Origin of the sequence: Enterococcus sp. DIV1368d, from assembly GCF_050542975.1 — a bacterium.
Classification (GTDB): Bacteria; Bacillota; Bacilli; order Lactobacillales; family Enterococcaceae; genus Enterococcus_D; species Enterococcus_D casseliflavus.
Genome location: NZ_CP172939.1, coordinates 168,718 through 189,038, shown reverse-complemented (window position 1 = coordinate 189,038; position 20,321 = coordinate 168,718). Strand labels below are relative to the sequence as shown.

General features: G+C 44.1%; 17 protein-coding genes. 9 read left to right on the top strand and 8 right to left on the bottom strand.

The window, feature by feature from the left end; translation table 11 throughout:
* Nucleotides 1–9: 9 nt before the first annotated feature.
* Nucleotides 10–1,314: a hypothetical protein gene (locus IGJ44_RS00860; RefSeq protein ID WP_167826603.1), complete on the bottom strand. Its 1,305-nt coding sequence runs from the start codon at nt 1,312–1,314 to the stop codon at nt 10–12.
* A 426-nt stretch (nt 1,315–1,740) separates the two neighbouring features.
* Here IGJ44_RS00860 and IGJ44_RS00855 point away from each other — a divergent pair, with 426 nt between their 5' ends.
* Complete coding sequence (locus IGJ44_RS00855) at nt 1,741–2,877, top strand: serine protease (RefSeq protein ID WP_167826602.1); 1,137 nt, start codon at nt 1,741–1,743, stop codon at nt 2,875–2,877.
* Nucleotides 2,878–2,986: 109 nt separating this feature from the next.
* Here the strand turns inward: IGJ44_RS00855 and IGJ44_RS00850 are convergent, their stop codons facing one another.
* The 5 genes from IGJ44_RS00850 to IGJ44_RS00830 all read right to left on the bottom strand — a co-directional run bounded on the left by IGJ44_RS00850 (nt 2,987) and on the right by IGJ44_RS00830 (nt 9,465).
* Nucleotides 2,987–3,487: a hypothetical protein gene (locus IGJ44_RS00850; protein ID WP_167826601.1), complete on the bottom strand. Its 501-nt coding sequence runs from the start codon at nt 3,485–3,487 to the stop codon at nt 2,987–2,989.
* A 240-nt stretch (nt 3,488–3,727) separates the two neighbouring features.
* Nucleotides 3,728–4,156: a DUF1761 domain-containing protein gene (locus tag IGJ44_RS00845; RefSeq protein WP_005226702.1), complete on the bottom strand. Its 429-nt coding sequence runs from the start codon at nt 4,154–4,156 to the stop codon at nt 3,728–3,730.
* Between the two features lie 107 nt (nt 4,157–4,263).
* Complete coding sequence (locus IGJ44_RS00840; protein WP_167826600.1) at nt 4,264–5,610, bottom strand: amino acid permease; 1,347 nt, start codon at nt 5,608–5,610, stop codon at nt 4,264–4,266.
* A gap of 294 nt (nt 5,611–5,904) precedes the next feature.
* On the bottom strand, nt 5,905–6,273 hold the full coding sequence (locus tag IGJ44_RS00835) for a YxeA family protein (protein ID WP_167826698.1): 369 nt from the start codon (nt 6,271–6,273) through the stop codon (nt 5,905–5,907).
* 393 nt (nt 6,274–6,666) lie between these two features.
* A complete protein-coding gene (locus IGJ44_RS00830) occupies nt 6,667–9,465 on the bottom strand; it encodes an alpha-L-rhamnosidase (protein ID WP_167826599.1) in 2,799 nt (932 codons plus the stop codon).
* A 38-nt stretch (nt 9,466–9,503) separates the two neighbouring features.
* Between IGJ44_RS00830 and IGJ44_RS00825 the strand changes: the two genes are divergently transcribed.
* Nucleotides 9,504–10,550, top strand: coding sequence for an AraC family transcriptional regulator (locus tag IGJ44_RS00825; RefSeq protein ID WP_151195390.1), 1,047 nt, complete (start codon nt 9,504–9,506; stop codon nt 10,548–10,550).
* Nucleotides 10,551–10,593: 43 nt separating this feature from the next.
* Here the strand turns inward: IGJ44_RS00825 and IGJ44_RS00820 are convergent, their stop codons facing one another.
* Nucleotides 10,594–11,874 (bottom strand): PTS sugar transporter subunit IIC, encoded by a 1,281-nt coding sequence (locus IGJ44_RS00820; protein WP_430606032.1) that lies wholly within the window; start codon nt 11,872–11,874, stop codon nt 10,594–10,596.
* A 336-nt stretch (nt 11,875–12,210) separates the two neighbouring features.
* Between IGJ44_RS00820 and IGJ44_RS00815 the strand changes: the two genes are divergently transcribed.
* From IGJ44_RS00815 to IGJ44_RS00790, 6 genes are all read left to right on the top strand, one after another.
* Nucleotides 12,211–12,762: a GNAT family N-acetyltransferase gene (locus IGJ44_RS00815; RefSeq protein WP_167826597.1), complete on the top strand. Its 552-nt coding sequence runs from the start codon at nt 12,211–12,213 to the stop codon at nt 12,760–12,762.
* A 75-nt stretch (nt 12,763–12,837) separates the two neighbouring features.
* Nucleotides 12,838–13,764 carry an ROK family protein gene (locus IGJ44_RS00810; protein ID WP_074535622.1) on the top strand — a complete coding sequence of 309 codons (927 nt, stop codon included), beginning with the start codon at nt 12,838–12,840 and terminating at the stop codon, nt 13,762–13,764.
* A gap of 57 nt (nt 13,765–13,821) precedes the next feature.
* Nucleotides 13,822–14,580 carry a MurR/RpiR family transcriptional regulator gene (locus IGJ44_RS00805; protein WP_010748570.1) on the top strand — a complete coding sequence of 253 codons (759 nt, stop codon included), beginning with the start codon at nt 13,822–13,824 and terminating at the stop codon, nt 14,578–14,580.
* Between the two features lie 159 nt (nt 14,581–14,739).
* On the top strand, nt 14,740–16,050 hold the full coding sequence (locus tag IGJ44_RS00800; protein WP_008376519.1) for a PTS sugar transporter subunit IIC: 1,311 nt from the start codon (nt 14,740–14,742) through the stop codon (nt 16,048–16,050).
* 32 nt (nt 16,051–16,082) lie between these two features.
* A complete protein-coding gene (locus IGJ44_RS00795; protein WP_008376521.1) occupies nt 16,083–17,522 on the top strand; it encodes a 6-phospho-beta-glucosidase in 1,440 nt (479 codons plus the stop codon).
* 205 nt (nt 17,523–17,727) lie between these two features.
* On the top strand, nt 17,728–18,285 hold the full coding sequence (locus IGJ44_RS00790; protein WP_074535621.1) for a GNAT family N-acetyltransferase: 558 nt from the start codon (nt 17,728–17,730) through the stop codon (nt 18,283–18,285).
* On the opposite strand, the gene IGJ44_RS00785 is transcribed toward IGJ44_RS00790, so the two are convergent.
* Entirely contained in the window at nt 18,211–19,233 is a 1,023-nt protein-coding gene (locus IGJ44_RS00785; RefSeq protein WP_167826595.1) for a YeiH family protein, read from the bottom strand. The genes IGJ44_RS00790 and IGJ44_RS00785 overlap by 75 nt on opposite strands.
* A gap of 65 nt (nt 19,234–19,298) precedes the next feature.
* On the opposite strand from IGJ44_RS00785, the gene IGJ44_RS00780 reads away from it, so the two are divergent.
* On the top strand, nt 19,299–20,150 hold the full coding sequence (locus IGJ44_RS00780; protein ID WP_142965130.1) for a LysR family transcriptional regulator: 852 nt from the start codon (nt 19,299–19,301) through the stop codon (nt 20,148–20,150).
* Nucleotides 20,151–20,321: the final 171 nt, after the last annotated feature.

The following is a 20,321-nucleotide window of genomic DNA, read 5'->3' as shown; positions in this document are numbered from 1 at the left end:
GATGGTTTATCAAAGAAACCGAAGAATGTTCCAAATAAGGGTAACGACCACGACCACATAAGCGATCGTATCGAGCCATTCATAAAATTTCCTCATTCTTGCAAGCTTCTTTCCACACTTCTCGTAGTTTGCTAACAAAGCGGTCCCAACTGTTTTCTTACCTAATAATTCTCTTTGGAGCTCATCTCTAAATTTTTGGACTGTTTTGAGGTACTGTTCTTTTAGAAAGTGCAACAATATCCCCGATACTACCCAATAGATTGCAGTTGGCAGAGAACTCATGACAATCCCCCCTATGACAGCCCTAAATACTCTTCCTAGAGGGATCCATTCAGAAATGAATAGCGCCAAGATCATCAGGATCACACCTAACGTAAAAAAGAGTACGGAGGACCAGCCAAAAACCTTACGAGCTTTTGAAAAATTCGCAACCGTTTGTAAGGTTTCTTGGCACTGTGGGATAATCGGCAGCTTCATTCGGTCAGGATCTTTGCCGTCGATCGCAAATTCAAAGGATTGCTCTTGGTACTTGAAGGTGCCCATATACAGGGGAAAGTAGAGCTTTTCTGTAGCACAGCTGATCAGGGAAAGATCTAGGTGCAGCTCTTTTAGATGATCGGCAGATTCTTTCTTCTGGATCACCGCATTCGCATGGGCTCTCAATTCCGCTTGTTTTTCAGAACCAAAGAGCGCCTGCTCTTGCTCAATATCAAAGGGAAAAGCATGAATAGCATGTGCTGAGACTAGCTGTTGAAATTCCTTTTGATCGGTACTAAAGTGCGGTTTTCTTTTCATTTCATCATTGACCTCGAAGCTTTGAGGAATTTCTTGCTCGATCACCTCCGAACTGCCGCATTGATAGAGTATGACCGTCTCATCTGGATGGTCGCCGCGCTTCTTTTCCCATGTGGTCGTATGCGAGCCTTCCCATGCAATGGAATGGGTATCGTAGCCAAAGGCCCCCTCCCAGTGCATCGTATAGGTCACCTGAAATTCATAAATCGGAATAAAATATCGTTTTACCTCGCTGACTTCAAGATGAACGACAATGTCCTCAGGAACTGATTCCTGTTGGATCAGCCATTTTTTCAAGGCATTTGCTACCTCGTCTTCATTAAAGGTAAACGAATAAAACCCTTCTTTGACTTCTTGAAAAACTACGGGAACCTGTTCATTCGAAGCTGCTTGCGTTTGTTTTGGCGGCGAATGTAGGACTGACTTCGTTAAGCAATACTGGCAAACTGCTTTTCCTTTCTCCCAGTCAACGGTTAACTGACCCAAGCAGCTGGGACATTGGATTTGTGTGATTTTCATTGCTTCTCCTTTTGCGCATACTGATTTTCTTATCAATGAAATGGCTTGGTTGCAAGTGAGGGGGAATCTCTTTTTTATGGTGTTATTTGGGGGAAGCAGCGAAGGAAAGCTGCTGGTTTGCAAGTAGTTGCTCGCTCTCAACCGTTTGTTCGAAACATTTTTTTACAGTGATGAAGCAAACAAGTGGATTTGTACCAAGAGTTGTTTAACCAAAAAAACAACCGCAAACGAAAAACAACTCTTTTATATATCATTTTATAATAAAAAATACCTTAAATCTATTTATTATTGATAAAAATATCTGATGATTTACTAATTAAACTCCCTCCGTACGCTCAGCAACCCTTACTAGTCGGTTATTGATGGCGGATACGTTAATAAAAATGTTATAATTAAAATATTCACAAGAAAGGAAATGAAAAAAGTATGGGGATATTTATTTTTGTTGTTGGTTTTTTGACAATGGTTGTAAGCGGAATCTTTTTTGTTCTTAGTTTGATCAAGAAAAAACCGCTTCGCAACAAAATCGTTATTTTTATGGGTGGTTTTCTCTTATTGATCGGCGGGGTATTATTGACTCCTGCAACAACACCGGAGCTTCACGTAGATGAAGCAGAACTGGTTACCAACGAACAAGGCGAAGCGGCGATTACTGGGCGAACCAACCCAGAAGCGCAACTGACGATCAACGGGGTGGAGGTTTCGCTGGCGGACGAAACATTTTCTTACACCGTGCAACTTGAAGATGAAGAGGAACAGGAATTTACCCTCCAAGCCTCAATGGGTGGAAACACCAAAGAAGAAGTCGTCACCGTCAAACCTTCTCGCGCATTTCTAGCGAGTTTGCAAGCTGAAAAACAAGAACAAGCAGCACTGGAAAAAGCCGAGACGGCACTGGCGCTTGCCGCAACCCAGCCAAACCAAAAGAATTACGACGAAGCCGTGACGATGATTCATGCTTTGAGTAAAACCTACGGAGATCTCGCTACTCGGCTCGCGGTAGTTGAAGAACACCTTGCCATCGGCAAAGCCCTTGATACCGCTGAAGCTTCTCTTGAGCGCAGGGATTTCGATCAGGCAAAAGAATTGGTCGCACAAGCGGTTTTGAACAAGGAAACGTTTGAAAGTCGGTTATCCACTGTAGAAACTAAGATTTCTGAGAAAGAAGCAGAAGCACTCGTTGCAGAAGCTGTCCAAGCGGTGGAAGCGGCAGAGGCGGAGCCGACAAAAGATACCCTTGCTCGTGCAGAAGATGCTGTCGCTCGTCTCAAGACCCCCGATGAGGAATTAGCTGCTCGAACAAAAACAGTGGCGCAAACGATCGCTGCCAACGAACAAGCAGCCGCTCAAGCCAAGGCGGAGGAAGAACGGCAGGCAGCCGCCGCTGTGCCAGAACAAAGTCAGCCAGCCGCTGCTAGCAATCAAGCCCAAACGTCGGTCCTCGTTACACCAACAGGTTCGAAATATCATACGAGAAAATGCGGCAACGGTACCTACACGCCTGCCACTTTAGCAGAAGCGCAAAGTCGCGGACTTACTCCTTGCGCAAAATGTTTTCCGTAATAGCCACTAAATTTTGCAACGAAAAAAAGACAAACCTCATTTTTGTCTAAGGTTTGTCTACTGTCTGAAGCGGTTGTCTCGTCGGAGGCAGCCGTTTTTTTGTCACTTGCTAGTTTTCCTCATACGAAAACTCGTACTCGTTTTGTTCGTCATCGATCAGACGCTCGTCATTGTTGTCCGCCATTTTGAATACTTTCTCAAAATCATCGCCAGTCATGCGCACTTCCCTTTTCTCTTGATCAATGATCACTTGGGCATTTGTCACTTCAAAGGTGTGCATAGGACCGATGTCTGCCGCAGTCAGTGCTTTGCTTTTGGGAAACTCTGCTTGCAGTGTTTCGTTGATCTGCACTAATTGCGTCTCTTGTTCTTTTACCAAGTCCGCAGGTTCCTGATTCGGATCGACCAAAAAACTCAGCGTTTTATTGACGGTGAGCTTTCCATCTTCCAAAACGTACAAGGCATTTTGTTGATGACTGTTGCTATTGGTCAATACTTGATTCGCAGCTGCAGAGTCAACCCCTGAGCTGCTACAGCTTGTCAAGAAAAATAGTGTCACTAAACAAACGGCAGCAAATATTCCTCTACCTAACATGCTTTTCGTTTTCATTTTTTCCTCCTCGTTGCCCCTAATTTTGTTTCTTTGATGATTTTTCCGCAATCCGCGGATTTGGTTTCCTACAGATTAAAGTGCTTTTAGTATAGCATAAATTATTTGCTTTTATAGCTATTTTTTATAGTAAGATTAATTTTACGCACAAAAAAACCAACCTTGTTGAAACAAGATCGGCTTTCTTTAGGATTGATTCGTTGAGACCTTTGAACGCTCTCGCTGGGGTATGATCGTTGCTTACTGTCCAATCAAGCCAACAACAAGTCCTAAAACGATCACTCCTAGAAACCCGTTCACAAGGTGCAGCCCGACTAATTTGCGGGACTGTCCCGAGTAAACAGCCATCACGAAGGTGGCGACCCCATAAACCCCTAGCCACAATAAGCAAGCGACTTGCAAGGAGGTCATCAGCCAACCATCATGATCGAATGTTGCAAACCAATAGACGACTTGATAGGTCGCTGCTGATAAGAGAATCCCACCAACGATCGTGCCGCCAAAGGTAAAGAGCATGTCACCGGTCGTCATCTGCTGATCAGCCATCTTCTCTGCCATTCCTGATTCTTTCGCCCAAAACTTGCCCCACTTATGCATCGGATTGTAAAGCAGACTTTCCACCACGACCCAGCTGAGGGTGCCGAAAATCAATGTCCAAAAATTAACCATTTTCGTTTTCTCCTACACTTTATTTTATCGTCACATTCCTGAGAACCGAAGAAACAACCGAACGCAGGGTTCCTTCCCCATCAGTTTATGTCTTAAGGGACGTTTCTTCAACTTTTTTCACTGGTTTCCCCTATTTTTCGATGGTTCCAATAAAAACTAAGAAAAATGATCGTATACAATAGTGCGGTGAAGCCAGTGACCGCCAATGGGTTAGTGATCAAAATACCGACAAACAGCAAAATCAGAGCAAGGATCGCCCCACTCAAGAAAATCGTATAGCCCATTTTCTTCTGCTTGCGTACCAAAACAAACGCCGCCGCACTGATCAGCAACCAGATCAGCAATACAGTATAAGACAGGGAGCCTGCTAGATAATTGAAGAGTTTGTCGCCTAAAAAGTAAGAAAGAACGACCCCAAGATATAAAGTACCGCTGCAAAACATGATCGCTCGTTGGGGCACGCTGTTTTTATTCAGCATCGTAAAGCGGCTTTTTTTCTGGCCATTGTTGCTTAATCGGAAAAACAACGTTCTTGAAGAAGCATAGACTCCAGAATTGATCGACGAAAACAAAGCCAAAATAATCACTAAATTGACGATGTCGGAGGCAAATGGGACATGGATTTTTTGAAACACCATCACAAAAGGACTGACATTTGGATCGGCTAATTGATTCCACGGATAAATGATCAGTAAAAGAAACAAGGGAATGATGTAAAAAGCGGCAATCCGAGTCATCACTCCTTTGATTGCTTGCGGGATCGCTTTTTTGGGATTTTCCGCTTCACTGATCGTAATGGCTACTAATTCAGAACCGCCGTACGAATAGATTACGACCAATAACGAATTGATAAATCCTTTGAGACCATGAGGGGCAAAACCACCATAGTCTGTCATTTGTCTCATCGTCGGGAAAAAGCCCCAATCAAAGACTTGCGTGGCAACCAGATAGAGACCCACCAAGATCAACGCGATCACCACACTGATTTTGGCCCAGGAAAGCCAATATTCCGTTTCCGCAAACAAGCGAACCGAAAACAAATTGATGATGGTCGTGAGCAGTGCCAAAATCAACACAAAGATCCAAGCTGGAATATTGGGAAACCACAACTGCAAAAAGCTTGCGGCAGCAACTGCTTCGGCGATGATGTTGATCATCCACATTGACCAGTAGATCCAGTCAATGAAATCGGCTGTATGCACGCCAAGATATGGCTGGACTAAGCCCGAAAGACCATGTTGTTTTTGGTCAGATAAGACCAACTGTCCCAGTCCTGTCATGACGACAAATAAGATCAGCCCACAAAAAATAAACGCCAGCAAGACCGCAGGCCCCGCTAACTGGATCGCTTCACCGCTGCCCTTGAATAGGCCAGCACCGATGGCGCCACCTAGTGCCAACATAGTGATATGTCTGGTTTTCATCTGCTTTTTTAATTGATTTTTTTCTGTCATAGGTTCCTCCTTGAAAACCGTTGATCCTCCATACAAGGTGATTCTCTCATTGTCGCTATTTTTAATTATATGAATGATTTTTTTTAACTACCTCATAGAGAATACCAGACGCTTCTGCTATTGCAACTAAGAATTGAAAAAATTATCTATTTTTTCTGAAAATTCTATCATCCTCTAATCTTTTTCACCTAAATCAAATCTTGGCGAGCTTTTATCTAAGTGAATGCACGAAAAAAGCCATCTCCCAACTTGCGGGAAATGACTTCCTGTCCTTTTTTCAAGCAGGCATGATGATCAATGAGTCGTAACCAACTCGTCTTTGACGGCGTCAGGGAGAGCCTGCTCGGTCACCTCTTGATACGACTCCACATGTTTGCCCTTTGCATCAAGCTCTAGGTAGGCATTTTCTTTTAATTTTTGTGGTGCCCAAAACGTGATTTTTATTTTTTGTCCATCTTCATTGATTCCTTCTTGCGTATATTCATAGGCATCATGTTCTTGCGGCACGCCATACTCATCGGATGTTTTGACATAAACCTTTTTCTCCGGTACGAAAGGATTGAAACGATCCACCAGCTGAACCAGTTCGCTGGAAGCATCTTTCGTAAAATAAGACCATGTAACCAATGTGACGGTCCCTATCGTTAACACGAGCAGGATCATACTAATTGCTTTCTTCAAGTGATTGTCCTCCGTTTTTTCTATCTACCTTCAGTATAAAAAAACAAGCGATAAATATAATCAAACTTAAGGCGTATTTTTCCGTCGGTCATTGTGACTAAGACAAAAAGGGACCACTTTTTCAAAAGAAGCAGTAGTCCCTCACTTAGATGTTCCGTTTGTTCGTGACCCTTAAACCGTCACTGCCACATCGATCAGCTTGCTTTGCAAATGAACGAGGGTCTCTTGCGCGACACCAATCGTCCGCAAATAATGATACGCATCGGTATAGGTTGCTTCCAGATGCGTTAAGACGGAAAGATTATCCGTCTGCTTTTTTCTTCAGCGATAGATACCACTTTGACTTGTGACCAGTCAGTTCTTCGTATAACGGGCTCAGTTCTTGTCTCCTTTGATCAATGCCGTCATTTCATCGATAAAACCAGCCAACTGTGTCTGAGAAATCACTTCTTGATTGACAAAATAAGCTAGTGATCGCTTTTGATGGTCCCTTACGTTGCTGCTGGAAAATAATTTTGACTCAGCAAATCGTTGCTTTGCTCGCACATACATCAAGGGGGTTTGTTGGATCTCCCCTAACGTAGTTTCAGCAGAAATGATTGGTTTTTGATAGGCTGCGGCTTTTAAATAAAAATGATTTTGCCCTGCTTTTAATGGTGTTTCTTCAGACCAGCGGTCGGTCAGCTCCTCGTCGGTGTAAATCTCCACTTCCGGTAGATGAAGGATCGCCTGCGCAAGCGTCGGTATGGTAACGTCTAATTTCACGATATCTTTGGCAACATAAGCCCAAGCGACCTCAATCCGTCCATTCGGAGTGGCGATGCCGCCGGAGGCATGATTGATACTCCAATGGATCTGGGGCTGTATGTGGACGTGCCGAAACCCGCTGCTGGATGATGCTTGTTGAATGCCTAAAACACCTTCAAAGAACCACTGGCCAATTGCTCCATAAGCATAATGATTGAACGAATTCATGCCTTGAGGATTGATCGATCCATCTGGTAACAGCGAATTCCAGCGTTCCCAAATCGTCGTTGCGCCTAAATCGATCGCATAAAGCCAGCTGGGATAATCATTATTTAACAGGAGCGTGTAGGCTATCTCGTTTAATCCATAATTACTAAGAACTAAATTTAAAAAAGGCGTTCCAACAAAACCTGTTTTCAAATGATAGTCATCTCGTTTTAGTCTCTCTTTTAACTTCTGCACGATCCCCGCAACTTCATGATCGGCAGCCAAATCAAATGCCAGTGTTAACACATAAGCCGTTTGCGTATCGAGTGCAAGGCGCCCATTCGGCGTGAAATATTCTGCTCGCAAGGCTTGTTTGAGCATTCTTTGACGCTGATCGTATTGCTTAGCTTCAGAAGTATACCCTAAAATAGCTGCAGCCTGCGCAACGATTTTCAAGGAATGCCAGTAAAAAATATTCGCAACAAACTTTGCTTCGGTTCCTCCAATCGGAGAAGCTGGATCATCACCATCTAAAGCTAACCAGTCCCCAAATTGAAATTGTTTGTCCCATAAACCGTTGATATGCGTCTTACGGCCAATGTGTTCGACCCACGCTTGCATGCTAGAAAATTGTTGTTTGAGAATTTGTGGTTCACCATAATAGCGGTATAAATGCCAAGGAATGATCGTGGCGGCATCTCCCCAAACCCCCACTGCTGCCCCAGACTGCTGGATATCTGTCGGAACATGCGGCACAGTCATTGGTGGCGCACCATCAAAATGTGGTTGTTCGCTAGCTAAATCATGTAAATATTTGCGAAAGAACGCATATGTGTCCATCGTATACATCGCTGTCTGGGAAAAGAGCTGTGCATCTCCTGTCCACCCCATGCGCTCATCGCGTTGAGGACAATCCATCGGCACATCAAAGAAGTTGCCTTTTTGTGACCATAAAATATTCTGGTACAATCGATTCACTTTTTCATTACTCGTGCGAAAATCCCCTGTCGTTTCTAGATCCGTATAGATCACCTGTCCGATAAAGGCGTCTTTAGCAAAGGGACACTCTAACGGCCAGCCACTGATCCGAACATAGCGAAACCCAAAGAATGAGAAGTGCGGACGAACCCACTGTCGGTTGCCATTGGAACGATACGTGAATGCTGCTCGGGCGGCTCGTAAATTTTCCCGATAAAACTTGCCATTGACCAATAGCTCGGCATGTTCGAGTTTGATATGGGCGCCAAGAGGTAACTGATCATAAAACGTGACCCAACCGACCATATTTTGACCAAAGTCCAACACCCAATCCCCCTCTTCTTGCCAACAAGCAATCGCTGGGCGCTCTTCTTTTATTTTTACAGGCAAGCTAAATCGTTCAGTTAGCTTCCCTTGTGGGCCTTGGTGTTCCTTCACCGCTTGAATAGACTGGTGAGGAATCGTTTCATCGATATCTTCGCCATAATAGATGCTGTTTTTCCCAATCGAACCGGTGCGAACCTGCCATTCCTGATTGGTTCCATGGATCTCTTGTGTGCCATCCACGTATTCTAGATGCAGCTCTGCCCTTAATAAAAAGGCATCGCCATAGATGTTTTCTTTTCCGCCATGAAACCCAAAATTTCCTTGATACCAGCCTTTTCCCACGAGAACCTTTATTGTATACTGTGAATCAACTAGATCATCAGTCACATCATAGGTTTGATATTGGAGCCATTCGTGATAATTAGTGTAACCGGGAGTAAAAAACTCGTCTCCAATTTTTTGCTCATTCAAGTATGCTTCGTACAAACCTAGCCCACAAATATACAAACGGGCTTGCTTAATCGGTTTAGCGAGGTCTCCTTGATAAGAAAAGATCGCTGATTCAAGTGGCGTTGTCACAGGCGTGATCCACTTACCCTGCCACGCTTCTTGCAGCTTCCCTGTTTCAAACCAGCTCGTCTTTTGATAGCGATCACCTGCTGCATCCCAAATCGTGACACGCCAGAAATAGCGCTGTCGAGGTTGCATTGGAAAGGTACAGGAAAAGCGATACGCAGCGAGCTTTTGTTTGGGTACTTGGCTAACGATTGCTTGAAAATCAGCATCTAGCGCCACTTCTAAGGCATGAAAGACTGCTTTCGATTGGTCCGTTACTTGATACCGAAAGATAGGATCGCTTAGATCATAGCCGAGCGGTTCAGTGTAATAATTGATTGTCATTTGATTGATTTCCATGTTATCATCGCCTTTTACTAAAAATTGGAGTTGTGTATATGAATAAACAGCAGTTGCGCGAATTGCTTTTTTCCATGACGGAAAGTGAATTGAATTATCAACAACAGCCGAAAAAGAGTGCCCCGTTTTTCCAACGCTTTGATGAAGAGATCCCTACGTTTAACTTGATGAATGCCGGTCATAACAATAAATTTTTTGCGAATGACAAGCGCAGCCTTTTTAAAAATAGTACGATCGAGTTTGTTCAACATACGCGTTTTAGTAATCCTCCCCTACATAAGCATGATCATCTTGAAATGACCTATGTTTATCGTGGAAGTTGTAAACAAGTCTTTACGGATAAAACGTATGAATTAACGGAAGGAGATTTTTGTCTTTTAGACTCCAACATCGTCCACACGCTTTATGAGGTCGAAGAAGAAGACATCATCATCAATATCGTTTTGCAAAAACAGTTCTTCACTGATTCTTTTTTAAATCGCTTATCGGAGCATAGTATCTTGTCACAATTCATCATTCAAGCGCTATCAGAAAACCAACAGGAAAATTTTTTGCTTTTTCGCTCCATCGTTCCACAAGAGCTTCACGGCTTGATGGAACAAATGTTGATCGAATATTTTCGAAATGATAGCTATACTGCGGAAATGTTAAAATCGTACCTCTTTTTATTCTTAACTACCTTGATTCGCCGATTAGATCACGTGACTACGAATGAACGTTTTGACCGATCCGATCATACGATCATCTTACCGATCTTAAAATATATCGCCGATCATGCTGCGGACTGTACGCTGCAACACATTGCAGATCTTTTTGGCTATCATCCGAATTACATCTCTAAATTGCTAAAAGATCACACGGGCAGTAGCTACCAAGAGTTGGTCGTGGCGCAAAAGATCAAAAAAGCCAAGTATCTATTGTCCTATACAGATGAAACGATTCAGAACATCGCTGAAGAAGTTGGCTACCATAATCTCAGTTTTTTTTATAAGAAATTTTATGCTCAAACGCAGATGACACCTCGGGATTATCGCTTGGCAAGTCAGCAACGGCTAGAAACGATGTCCCCTCATAGCGATCAATAAGATACCCTCAACCCATGAAAGTGGATTGTGGGTATCTTATGAACTATTTTGGATCGGAATTTTCTAGTTGGTATTCTTTTTGATCCAATATTCTAAAGAACGGATAATAGATCGCAATCGATAACAGGGTCGCTACGATCTGAAAGGCCAATAGACGCCAACCGCCATTAAGAAGTGCATTTAAGAAAATAGGCATCCCCATGGAACCAGCACCGTTTGACGGTGGGAGAATCTCCATGACTGTTAGGGCATAACCTAACAAAATATTGATTACCGGGGTAAAAATAAACGGAATCGCCATCAAGCCATTCAATACCATTGGAAAACCAAAAATGACTGGCTCGTTTATATTAAATAAAGAGGGGACAAACGCAATCTTTCCCATGGATCGATAACGCTGACTTTTGCTGAAAAAGGTCGCTAATACAATTAACCCAATCGTTGCGCCCCCGCCTCCTGGTGAAGAAACAATGTTGATCCATGAGAAGGTAATAATATTAGGCGCTGCCTCTCCTGCAGCCAGCGCAGAAATATTCGCTGCATCGGCTGCGATCCAGATTGGCATCACTACCCCAATCACTGCAATCCCATGGATACCAAAGAACCAACACAAACCAGAGAGAAAATAAATAAGCGCCGCTGTCCAAACATTATTTCCGATATTGCCTAGTGGTTCTTGAATCAGTGAATAAATGGTATGATGGACATCATTGTATGGTGTCAATGAAAATAGAAATGCAATCAATCCAAAAAGAATCACCATCAAAAAACCAGGAACAATAGCTGCAAATGCTTTTGATACAAAGGGAGGTACTGACTCAGGCAGTCTGATCGTCCAATTTTTCTTGACACTGAGATCAAATAATCTGGTTGTCAAAATGGCAACGAGCATTGCCGTAAACAGTCCCTTTGCCCCTAACCATTCAATCGGTAGATTCGTTGCTGCAGCAAATCCTTCACCAATAACGATCATGGGTGTCAATAAGAAAAAGTTCATCAAAGCTAATAAGGAACAAATAAATCCATCAGAATTTCCTAAAATTTTACAATAGGTATAACTGATCGCTGCCACCACATAAACCGCTAACATATTCGTGGTCACATTGACGATCGTTGTCAATAATTGACCAAAGTAAGAATCGGAAAGAAAAGATTGATACGCTGCCAAGGGAAAATTTTGAAAAATCGAAGCAATTGCGCCTACCATGATGATAGGCATAGACATCATTAACCCTTTTGAGATGGCTTGGATCACTTTGTTGTTGTTTAGCCAAGAAGCAGCGGGGGAAACGATTTTCTCTATTCGTTCTGTAAATCCATTCATGTTACATCCTCCTTTTTATGATAACGCTAACAACACCATTAAACCCTATTTCATGTCGCGCTCCAATGACCTATGAAAGAAAAAATACTAACCAAATCAAAGAATTAGATGTTAATGATTTTGAATAGAATGTTGCGCATTGATCCGCGTTTTTTAGGAAGCCAAAAACATTCGATGGTCTTCTCGTGAAGAATACCATGAGATGACCAATAAAAATCCATTATTGTGATGACGCAAATGCATCGAGTTCAACAGATCGTAGGAAACTAGAAAAAAACAATGGTGCTTATCCAGTCACTAATAACTAAGAGAATCTATAGAAAATCGAGGTGCCCCATGCTAGAAATCAAACTGATCGATCAAAAACATCAAGCTGACATTCGCTTAAAAAACGAACCCTTCTCCTTATGGGGGAAAATGCTGCCATCTTATAATGAGGGCAGCTGGCAGTACACGATCTGTAAATTTGCATCCGAAGACATTCAGACGATGTGTTTCCCAGATGAAAATTATTCCTATGACGAAATGAGCCGAAACAGTCTGTTTATCGGTGCTTATGATGATGGAAAATGCATCGGCTTAGCGATTGTTCAAGACGCTTTTTTCAAGTATCTGTACCTCTATGACTTAAAGGTCAACACAGACTACCGTAAGCAAGGAGTCGGTCAACTACTGATCCACCAGGCACTGAAAGCGGCCCTTGCCAGAGGTTATCGCGGCATCTACACGCAAGCACAGGACAACAATCCTTCTGCCTGTCTGTTCTACTTGCGAGCAGGCTTTCGTATCGGAGGTCTGGATACGGAAGTGTACAAAGGAACCAATCAGGAAGGCAAAAGTGACATTTTGTTTTATTTGGATGCAGCGGAAACGGCAGGCAAAAATTAGCTAAAAAAAGAAAAAAATTCCTCCTGCCAGATGGTACACTTAAGGCAACAATGTTTTAGAAGGTGAGGAAGAAGAATGTACGTAGGATTTGATATTGGCGGAACAAGTATTAAATATGGTGTTTTAGATGAAAGCGGAGTGATCCTTGAAAAATCAGCGATCCCTACTAGCTATGAACCAGCCCAGTTTTATCAGGATCTACTCACGATCATCGAAGATGCCCAGAACCGCCACACGATTGATGGCATTGGGATCAGCGCCCCGGGGATCGTTCAAAAAGACGGCTTTATGTTAACGGCGGGCGCCATCAAATCGTTATATGGCGAAAATTTCAAAGCAGTCTTGGAAGCGCGTACAGGGTTGCCTGTGGCGGTGGAAAATGATGCCAATGCAGCAGCGATCGCTGAAAAATGGATCGGCAATGCGCAAGAGGCTGCCAACTATTTGTGTCTTGTCCTAGGCACTGGTGTAGGCGGTGGGATCGTGATCAATAATCAAGTTTACCGAGGTGCTCATGGCATGGCGGGTGAATTTGGCTGGATGGTGATCGATCAGCTGCCAGAAGAAGGCAATATCGAGGAAAGTTCCATCAATAAAAAAACTGCCGTCGTAGGCGGCTTGATTCGCCTCTACAATTTAGCGGGGGCAGCAGTTCCTGGCTTTGAACCCACCCAAGACGCCAAAGAAATTTTTGACCGCGCACAGCAAGGCGAAGCGTTGGCGCTGAAGCTGACGGACCAATTTCTGACGGATCTGTCTGTAGGGCTGATCAATTTGATCAGCTGCTTTGACCCAGAATTGGTATTGATCGGCGGCGGCATCAGTGCCAATCCTTATTTCTGGGAACGACTGCAGGCTCGCTTGACGATCACGGAAACACGGCATGAAGCGATCAATTATTTGCGCGGACAAACCATCGCACCTGTGCGTCCAGCGAAGCTGAAAAACGACGCCGGCTTGATCGGCGCAGTCTATCAGATCCATCAACAGCTGCACCGTTAAAAGTTCGGATATGCTATACTGGTGTAAATTGATTATCTAGGACAGCGAGGAACCAGCATGGCGCTTTTTGAACAATTAAACTTGAACAAGCTCTCTGCGGTAGAACAAGAAATCTACCGTTTTATCGTCAATCACTTAGAAAAGATCCCGTATATGCGTGTGCGCGACATTGCCGATGATGCTCATGTCTCTTCGACTTCGGTCTTTCGTTTTATTCAAAAAGTCGGCTTTCAGTCGTTTCCAGAATTTCGCTTCTATATCAAAAATCATTTAGAAAAAGCCCATTTTGATGCGCACCCTGAACACTTAGGTTTAGAAGCGCGCATCAAAGGCTTGAATATGCAGATCTTCCACCCTGATGCGGAATACCAAATACGAAAACTCGCCGAAGCGATGCGGGATGCCGATTTGATCTTATTTATGGGGATGGGGGCATCTGGTGCGATCGCGCAATACGTTGCCCGCAAACTAGCCAGCCTCGGTTACTTTAGCATCAGCATTGATGAGCTGACCTACCCGATCAAAAGCTTTTTACGAAAAGATCAAAAGAATGTTTTGGTTTTTTTGAGTGTCTCTGGTGAAACCAAAGAACTGATCGAAGTCATTACCGGTTTAGACAATCAGGCGATCGTGCAGAAGTACTGCATTACCCCAAATCGGGAAAGTACGTTGGCACGCCTGTGCGATTATTCGATCGAGTATGCGATCAAAGAGGAACGCAAAGACATCTTTCTTGATTTGACTAGTCAACTGCCTTCAGTAGCGATTTTAGAAACGCTGATCGGCTATTTGCAAGATTATCGTACCCATTCTTGATGGTTCAGTTTACTGAACCATCTTTTTTTGTAACACTGTGTTCCATCTGCGGAATTTTTTTCATTTCTTGAGAGATATGTACGGAATCCGTATCCGCTTACTTTTAGTCGTTTTCATTCGCTATAATGATGGCATCAATTAATGAAAGGTGTTATTATTATGCAAAAATTCAATGACCTGTTAGACCGCTCGTTGGTACCAATCGCAACAAAGTTGAACAATCAACGCCACGTAGCAGCGATCCGGGATGCATTCATGCTGATTTTCCCACTGACCATCGCTTCTTCTCTCGTTATTTTGGTCAACAATATTTTATTTTCCAATGAAAGTTTCATCGTGCAATTATTTCAACTGAATCGGCTTTTTCCTAATCTGGAAAGCGCCCAGCAAGTTCTAGCTTCCGTGGCGAACGGGACCATCAACATCATGAGTTTATTCATTGCGTTTCTTGTTGCCCAACTTTTAGCCAAGCATTTCCAAGCAGATGCTACGCTAGTTGGTTTGACAAGTGTCGCTGCCTTTATGATCTTGTACCCGACCTCCTTTGCAGTAGATGATGTCAATGTGATCTCCACACAATATTTAGGCGCCCAAGGGTTGTTTGTAGCTATGATCGTGGCTTGTTTGGTCGGTGAATTCTTGCCGAAGCTTTTCAAGGTCAAACGATTGCAGATCAAAATGCCTGAAATGGTACCACCAGCAGTTTCTCGTTCCTTTTCTGGTATGATTCCGATCGTGATCATCGTGGCAGTCACTGCTTTGATCAATTTCTTAGTTTTAATGATTGCACCAGAAGGCATCAATGAACTGATTTACAACGGGATCCAAAGTCCATTGCGGGATCTGGGGGGCAATGTCGTCGGTGTCTTGATCTTGGCATTCTTGCAAACCACGTTGTTTGCGATCGGGATCCATGGACCAAACACATTGAATGCGGTTCGTTCAGCGATTTTTACCGAACAAGATCTAGCTAACCTAGACTTTATCAACCAGGGCGGCTCCTTGTGGGACGTTCCTTACAAAGAAACCTGGGGCGTTTTAAATGATATGTTCGCAAATATGGGCGGAACTGGTATGACATTGGGCTTGATCATTGCGATCTTCATCGCTTCAAAACGTCCAGAACAACGTGAGATCGCTAAGATGTCCTTAGTTCCAGGAATTTTCCAAATCAATGAACCGATGATCTTCGGTCTACCGATCGTCTTGAATCCAATCATGATCATTCCGTTTATTTTGACACCAATGGTCAATATTTTGGTGGGTTATTTTGTCACTGTTGTCTGGCCGATCATGCCGACCCCAGCGATTGGGGTACCATGGACGACCCCAGGAATCATTAATCTCTTTTTAGGAACTGGAGGAAATGCGATCGCTGCGGTTGTCGGTGTCGTTTGTCTTGCGATTTCGGTCTTGATCTATTTGCCTTTCGTGATCGCCTCTAACCGTTCCCAGAAAGTAGAATTATAAGCAAACGAATGAGTCGAGGAGGAATGAAATTTATGTCCGCAAAAATGCCGAAAGATTTTTTATGGGGCGGCGCGATCGCTGCCCATCAAGCGGAAGGCGCTTGGAATGTTGCTGGCCGTGGAATGAGTACCGCCGATGTCATGACGGCCGGTGGCAACGGTATTCCCCGTAAAATCACCAAAGGAGTCATTGAAGGGGAATATTACCCGAACCATGAAGCCATTGACTTTTATCACCGTTACAAAGAAGATATCCAGTTATTCAAAGAACTGGGCTTGAAATGTCTACGGACATCGATTTCTTGGAGCCGGATCTATCCAACTGGAACAGAAGAAGAACCAAATGAAGCCGGTCTCCAATACTACGATGATCTTTTCGACGAATTGCAGGCAAATGGCATCGAACCCGTCATCACTTTGTCTCACTTTGAAATGCCTTATGCCCTCTATGAAGAATTTGGTGGGTTTGCTAACAAAGAAGTGATTCCCCTCTTTGTCAAATTCGCTAAGACTGTTTTTCAACGGTATCATGACAAAGTGACGTATTGGATGACTTTCAATGAGATCAATAATCAAGCAGATGGGCAAGAGCCGCTGCACGTTTGGACCAATTCTGCCATGATCATCGAGGATGACAGTCAAAAAGAAGCACTCGTCTTTCAAGCGGGCGTCAATGAGTTGATTGCCAGCGCGGCAGCCGTGATCGAAGGCAAAAAAATCAATCCAGAGTTTCAGATTGGTTGTATGATGGCCTATGTCCCGGTCTACCCCTACTCTTGTGCGCCAGCTGATTTGATGGCATCCGTCAAAGCCAATGAACGGCGCTATTTTTACAGCGACGTCCACGTACGAGGCAAGATCCCAACCTATGTGCAAAAATATTGGGCAAAAAAAGGCATCACGATTGAGATCACGCCCGAGGAACAAGCGCTATTAAAAGCAGGAACCGTTGATTATATTGGGTTCAGCTATTACATGTCAGGAACGATCTCAACCCTTGATGAAGTGGCTGGCACACCAACTGAGGATATCCCGGGAGCAAAAATCGTGAGTAATCCTTATATCAGTGCTTCTGATTGGGGCTGGCCTATCGATCCAGTCGGGTTGCGCTATGTGTTAAATACGATCTATCAACGCTATGACTTGCCGCTATTTATCGTAGAAAATGGCTTTGGTGCTTACGATCAATTAACCGATGAACAGCAAGTCCATGATGATTACCGCATCACTTACCTGAAAGAGCATATCGAACAGATGGAAAAAGCGGTGGTTGAAGATGGTGTACCGCTATTAGGTTATACGCCTTGGGGGATCATTGATATCGTCAGCTTCGGCAGCGGCGAAATGGAGAAACGCTATGGCATGATCTATGTCGACAAAGACAATACCGGCAAAGGAACCTTGAATCGTTTGAAAAAAGATTCCTTTGCGTGGTACCAGCAAGTAATCGCCTCTAATGGTGAAACGCTCTAATTACTGCTTCCATGACTAACACAAAAACCGCCCCCTCGTTTCGCCATCCTCCTTTTTACATTAGGAGCCTGGCAACGAGGGGCGTTTTTTTTATTAAAGAGGTGCGCCATTGCGAGGATGGCTTTTCTTATCATCACTAAACACTACCTCGATGCTTGTGGTACACTATAGCTATTCATTTACTTTTACGTTAAGGAGGAACTGCATGAAGCCGATATTTCGTCCGATCCAATCTCAAGATGATGCGCCATTAGCTGCTATCATTCGCAAAAGCTTGACCGACCACCAGTTGGCGGTTCCAGGAACTGCCTATTTTGATCCCGAGTTAGACCACTTAAGTGAATTTTATGCAGCAGATCCTGCTAGCCGCCATTATTTTGTCGTCACCGATGAATCGGGTATCCTTTTAGGCGGCGGTGGTCTTGCCACTTATGATTCAGAAGGGCAAATCGCCGAGCTGCAAAAATTTTATCTCAGTGATGCCGCCAAAGGGCAGCGCCTCAGCTATCCCCTGCTGGCGAAGATCGAGGCCAAAGCTTTTGAACTAGGCTATCGGCAACTCTATTTAGAATCCCATCATTCTTTAGAAGCTGCCTTGCATGTCTATCAAAAAGCCGGCTATCGCGCATTGTCCCAGCCACTATTGGCGGCACAGCATACCACGATGGATCGCTTTTATGTGAAAACACTAGAGCCGCAGCAACCAAATCAATGCAACAGCACCCACGGTTTGGACGGCGCCAACGGAAAGACCATAGAATAAAAAGCGCGGGCCTTCTTTTAAAAACTTGCGGAAATCCAGGCGCAAACCGATGGCTGCCAACGCCGTCGTTTCAAACCACGTACTGATAAAATGAGCGCCCTCATTCAACCAGCTAGGCAGCGGCAAGAAGCTGTTCAAGATACAGATGGTCAAGAAGCCCAACACATACCAAGGGATCGGCAGCCGCAGCTTGCCTTTGGCTTTGGTTTTGGTGGGGGTCTTTGTCGTCATTCGTTCAAAAACAATGACGACGACTGCCAACATGATGATGCGCGCGATTTTAAAGAGCATCGCGTATTTGACGGTGTCGGCATCAATCAAACTAGCCCCCGCCACGACTTGTCCGACGGATTGCAGCGTGCCACCAAGTAAGGCGCTTTTTTGCAACAGATCATCGCCGTATAAGGCCAAGCCTAAAAACGGCAGCGTCAGCATCATCACTGTTCCTAAAAGATTGACCAAGGTGATGATCTGCCCTTTTTCTTCATCATCGGCATCAATGGCTGGTGCGATCGCCGCAATCGCAGAGGACCCGCAGACAGCGTTGCCGCCTGCCATCATCAGGCTCATCTTTTGATTAAAGCCCATTTTTTTCCCTATCAAATAAGCAGCGGTAATGACCAAACTCATCATCAGCAATATAAAGAGAAAGCCCCGAAGGCCCATTTCACTGATGGTCTGGAAAGTGACGGTAAAGCCCAGCAAAACCACCGAATATTCCAAGAGCCGACTTTCCGCAACCTTCGTTCCGACTTGATAGCGTTCTTTCTTGAACAGTGTATTTCCTAAAATGATTCCTAATAAAATAGCAAGGGTTGCTCCCCCTAATTTTGGCACAGCCAAAGCCATGATTCGGGCGATGACGGCTACCGAAAAGGATAGGAACAAACCGGGAAGTATCAAAGCTGTTTGTCGTTGCTTCATTGCTTTCATCCTTTCATATAACATCCATTATACACAGATTGACCGATCAGTAGGATTTATTGGTATAATAGTTATGATTGAATTTTCTAATGGAAGGGATTGCAATGTTAAAATTACTGGAGACCTTCAAGATGGTCTATGAAACGAAAAATTTTTCGAAAGCTGCCGAATTGCTGTTTATTTCGCAGCCCACGGTTTCTGCTCAGATCAAGCAGTTGGAACAAGACCTGGATACACCGCTTTTTTTACGCAATGGTCGCAAAAACGTGATCGCCACGCCCCAAGCAGAGTACCTTTACGAAAAGGCACTGAATTTATTGGATGAGTGGTCGACGATCGCCAGCGAGATCCATACCAACACGCAGCATCAAAGCCACTGTGCCCTAGGCATCTCTCATACCTATGCGATGGCCTTGATGCCTGACTTGATGATTGCTTTATACAACGCCTTTCCCACGGTGCGTTTTCGGGTATCGATGATGAACTCCGCTGAAGTCTTAACAGCGCTTGAGCAACATCAACTAGATTTAGGGATCATTGAAAAACCCTTATCTGCACCAAGTATTTTGCGTTTCCCGATTTTGAAAGATCAGCTCGTCTTAGCTGGTGATCCCCAAGTCGGTCCTTGGCTCGTCCGAGAAGCGAGTTCTGGTGTCTACTATTACACTAAGCGCTATCTAGAGGAACAAAATATTCAAGGACCGATCATTGAGATCGCCAGCAATGAATTGATCGTCGCTTTACTGAAACAAGGCTTCGGCTGTTCGATCCTTTCCAAGCGAGCCGCCCACGGCATTGGCTATCAACTGCTGGATAAAAATTTTGAGCGGCAATTTTACCTCATCCAGCGCAAAGCCGTCACAGAACCAGCCATCGAGGGATTGCGGACCTTCATTCAGGAGTGGTCGCAAGAGGATTCCTTGCAAGCAGAAAGCAAATAAATTCACTTGTTTTTAAGGGAGGAAACCACCGCCTCGTGGGATTTCTTAACCTTTTCTTACGATTACGCTTCCTCGCTGCCGATCTGGTCCGTTTGATTGTTTCTTAAGAAATTTGTGCTAAAATGAAGAGTACTGGCTATGGGCTCTAATGTTCCCCTTTTCGGTGGATCT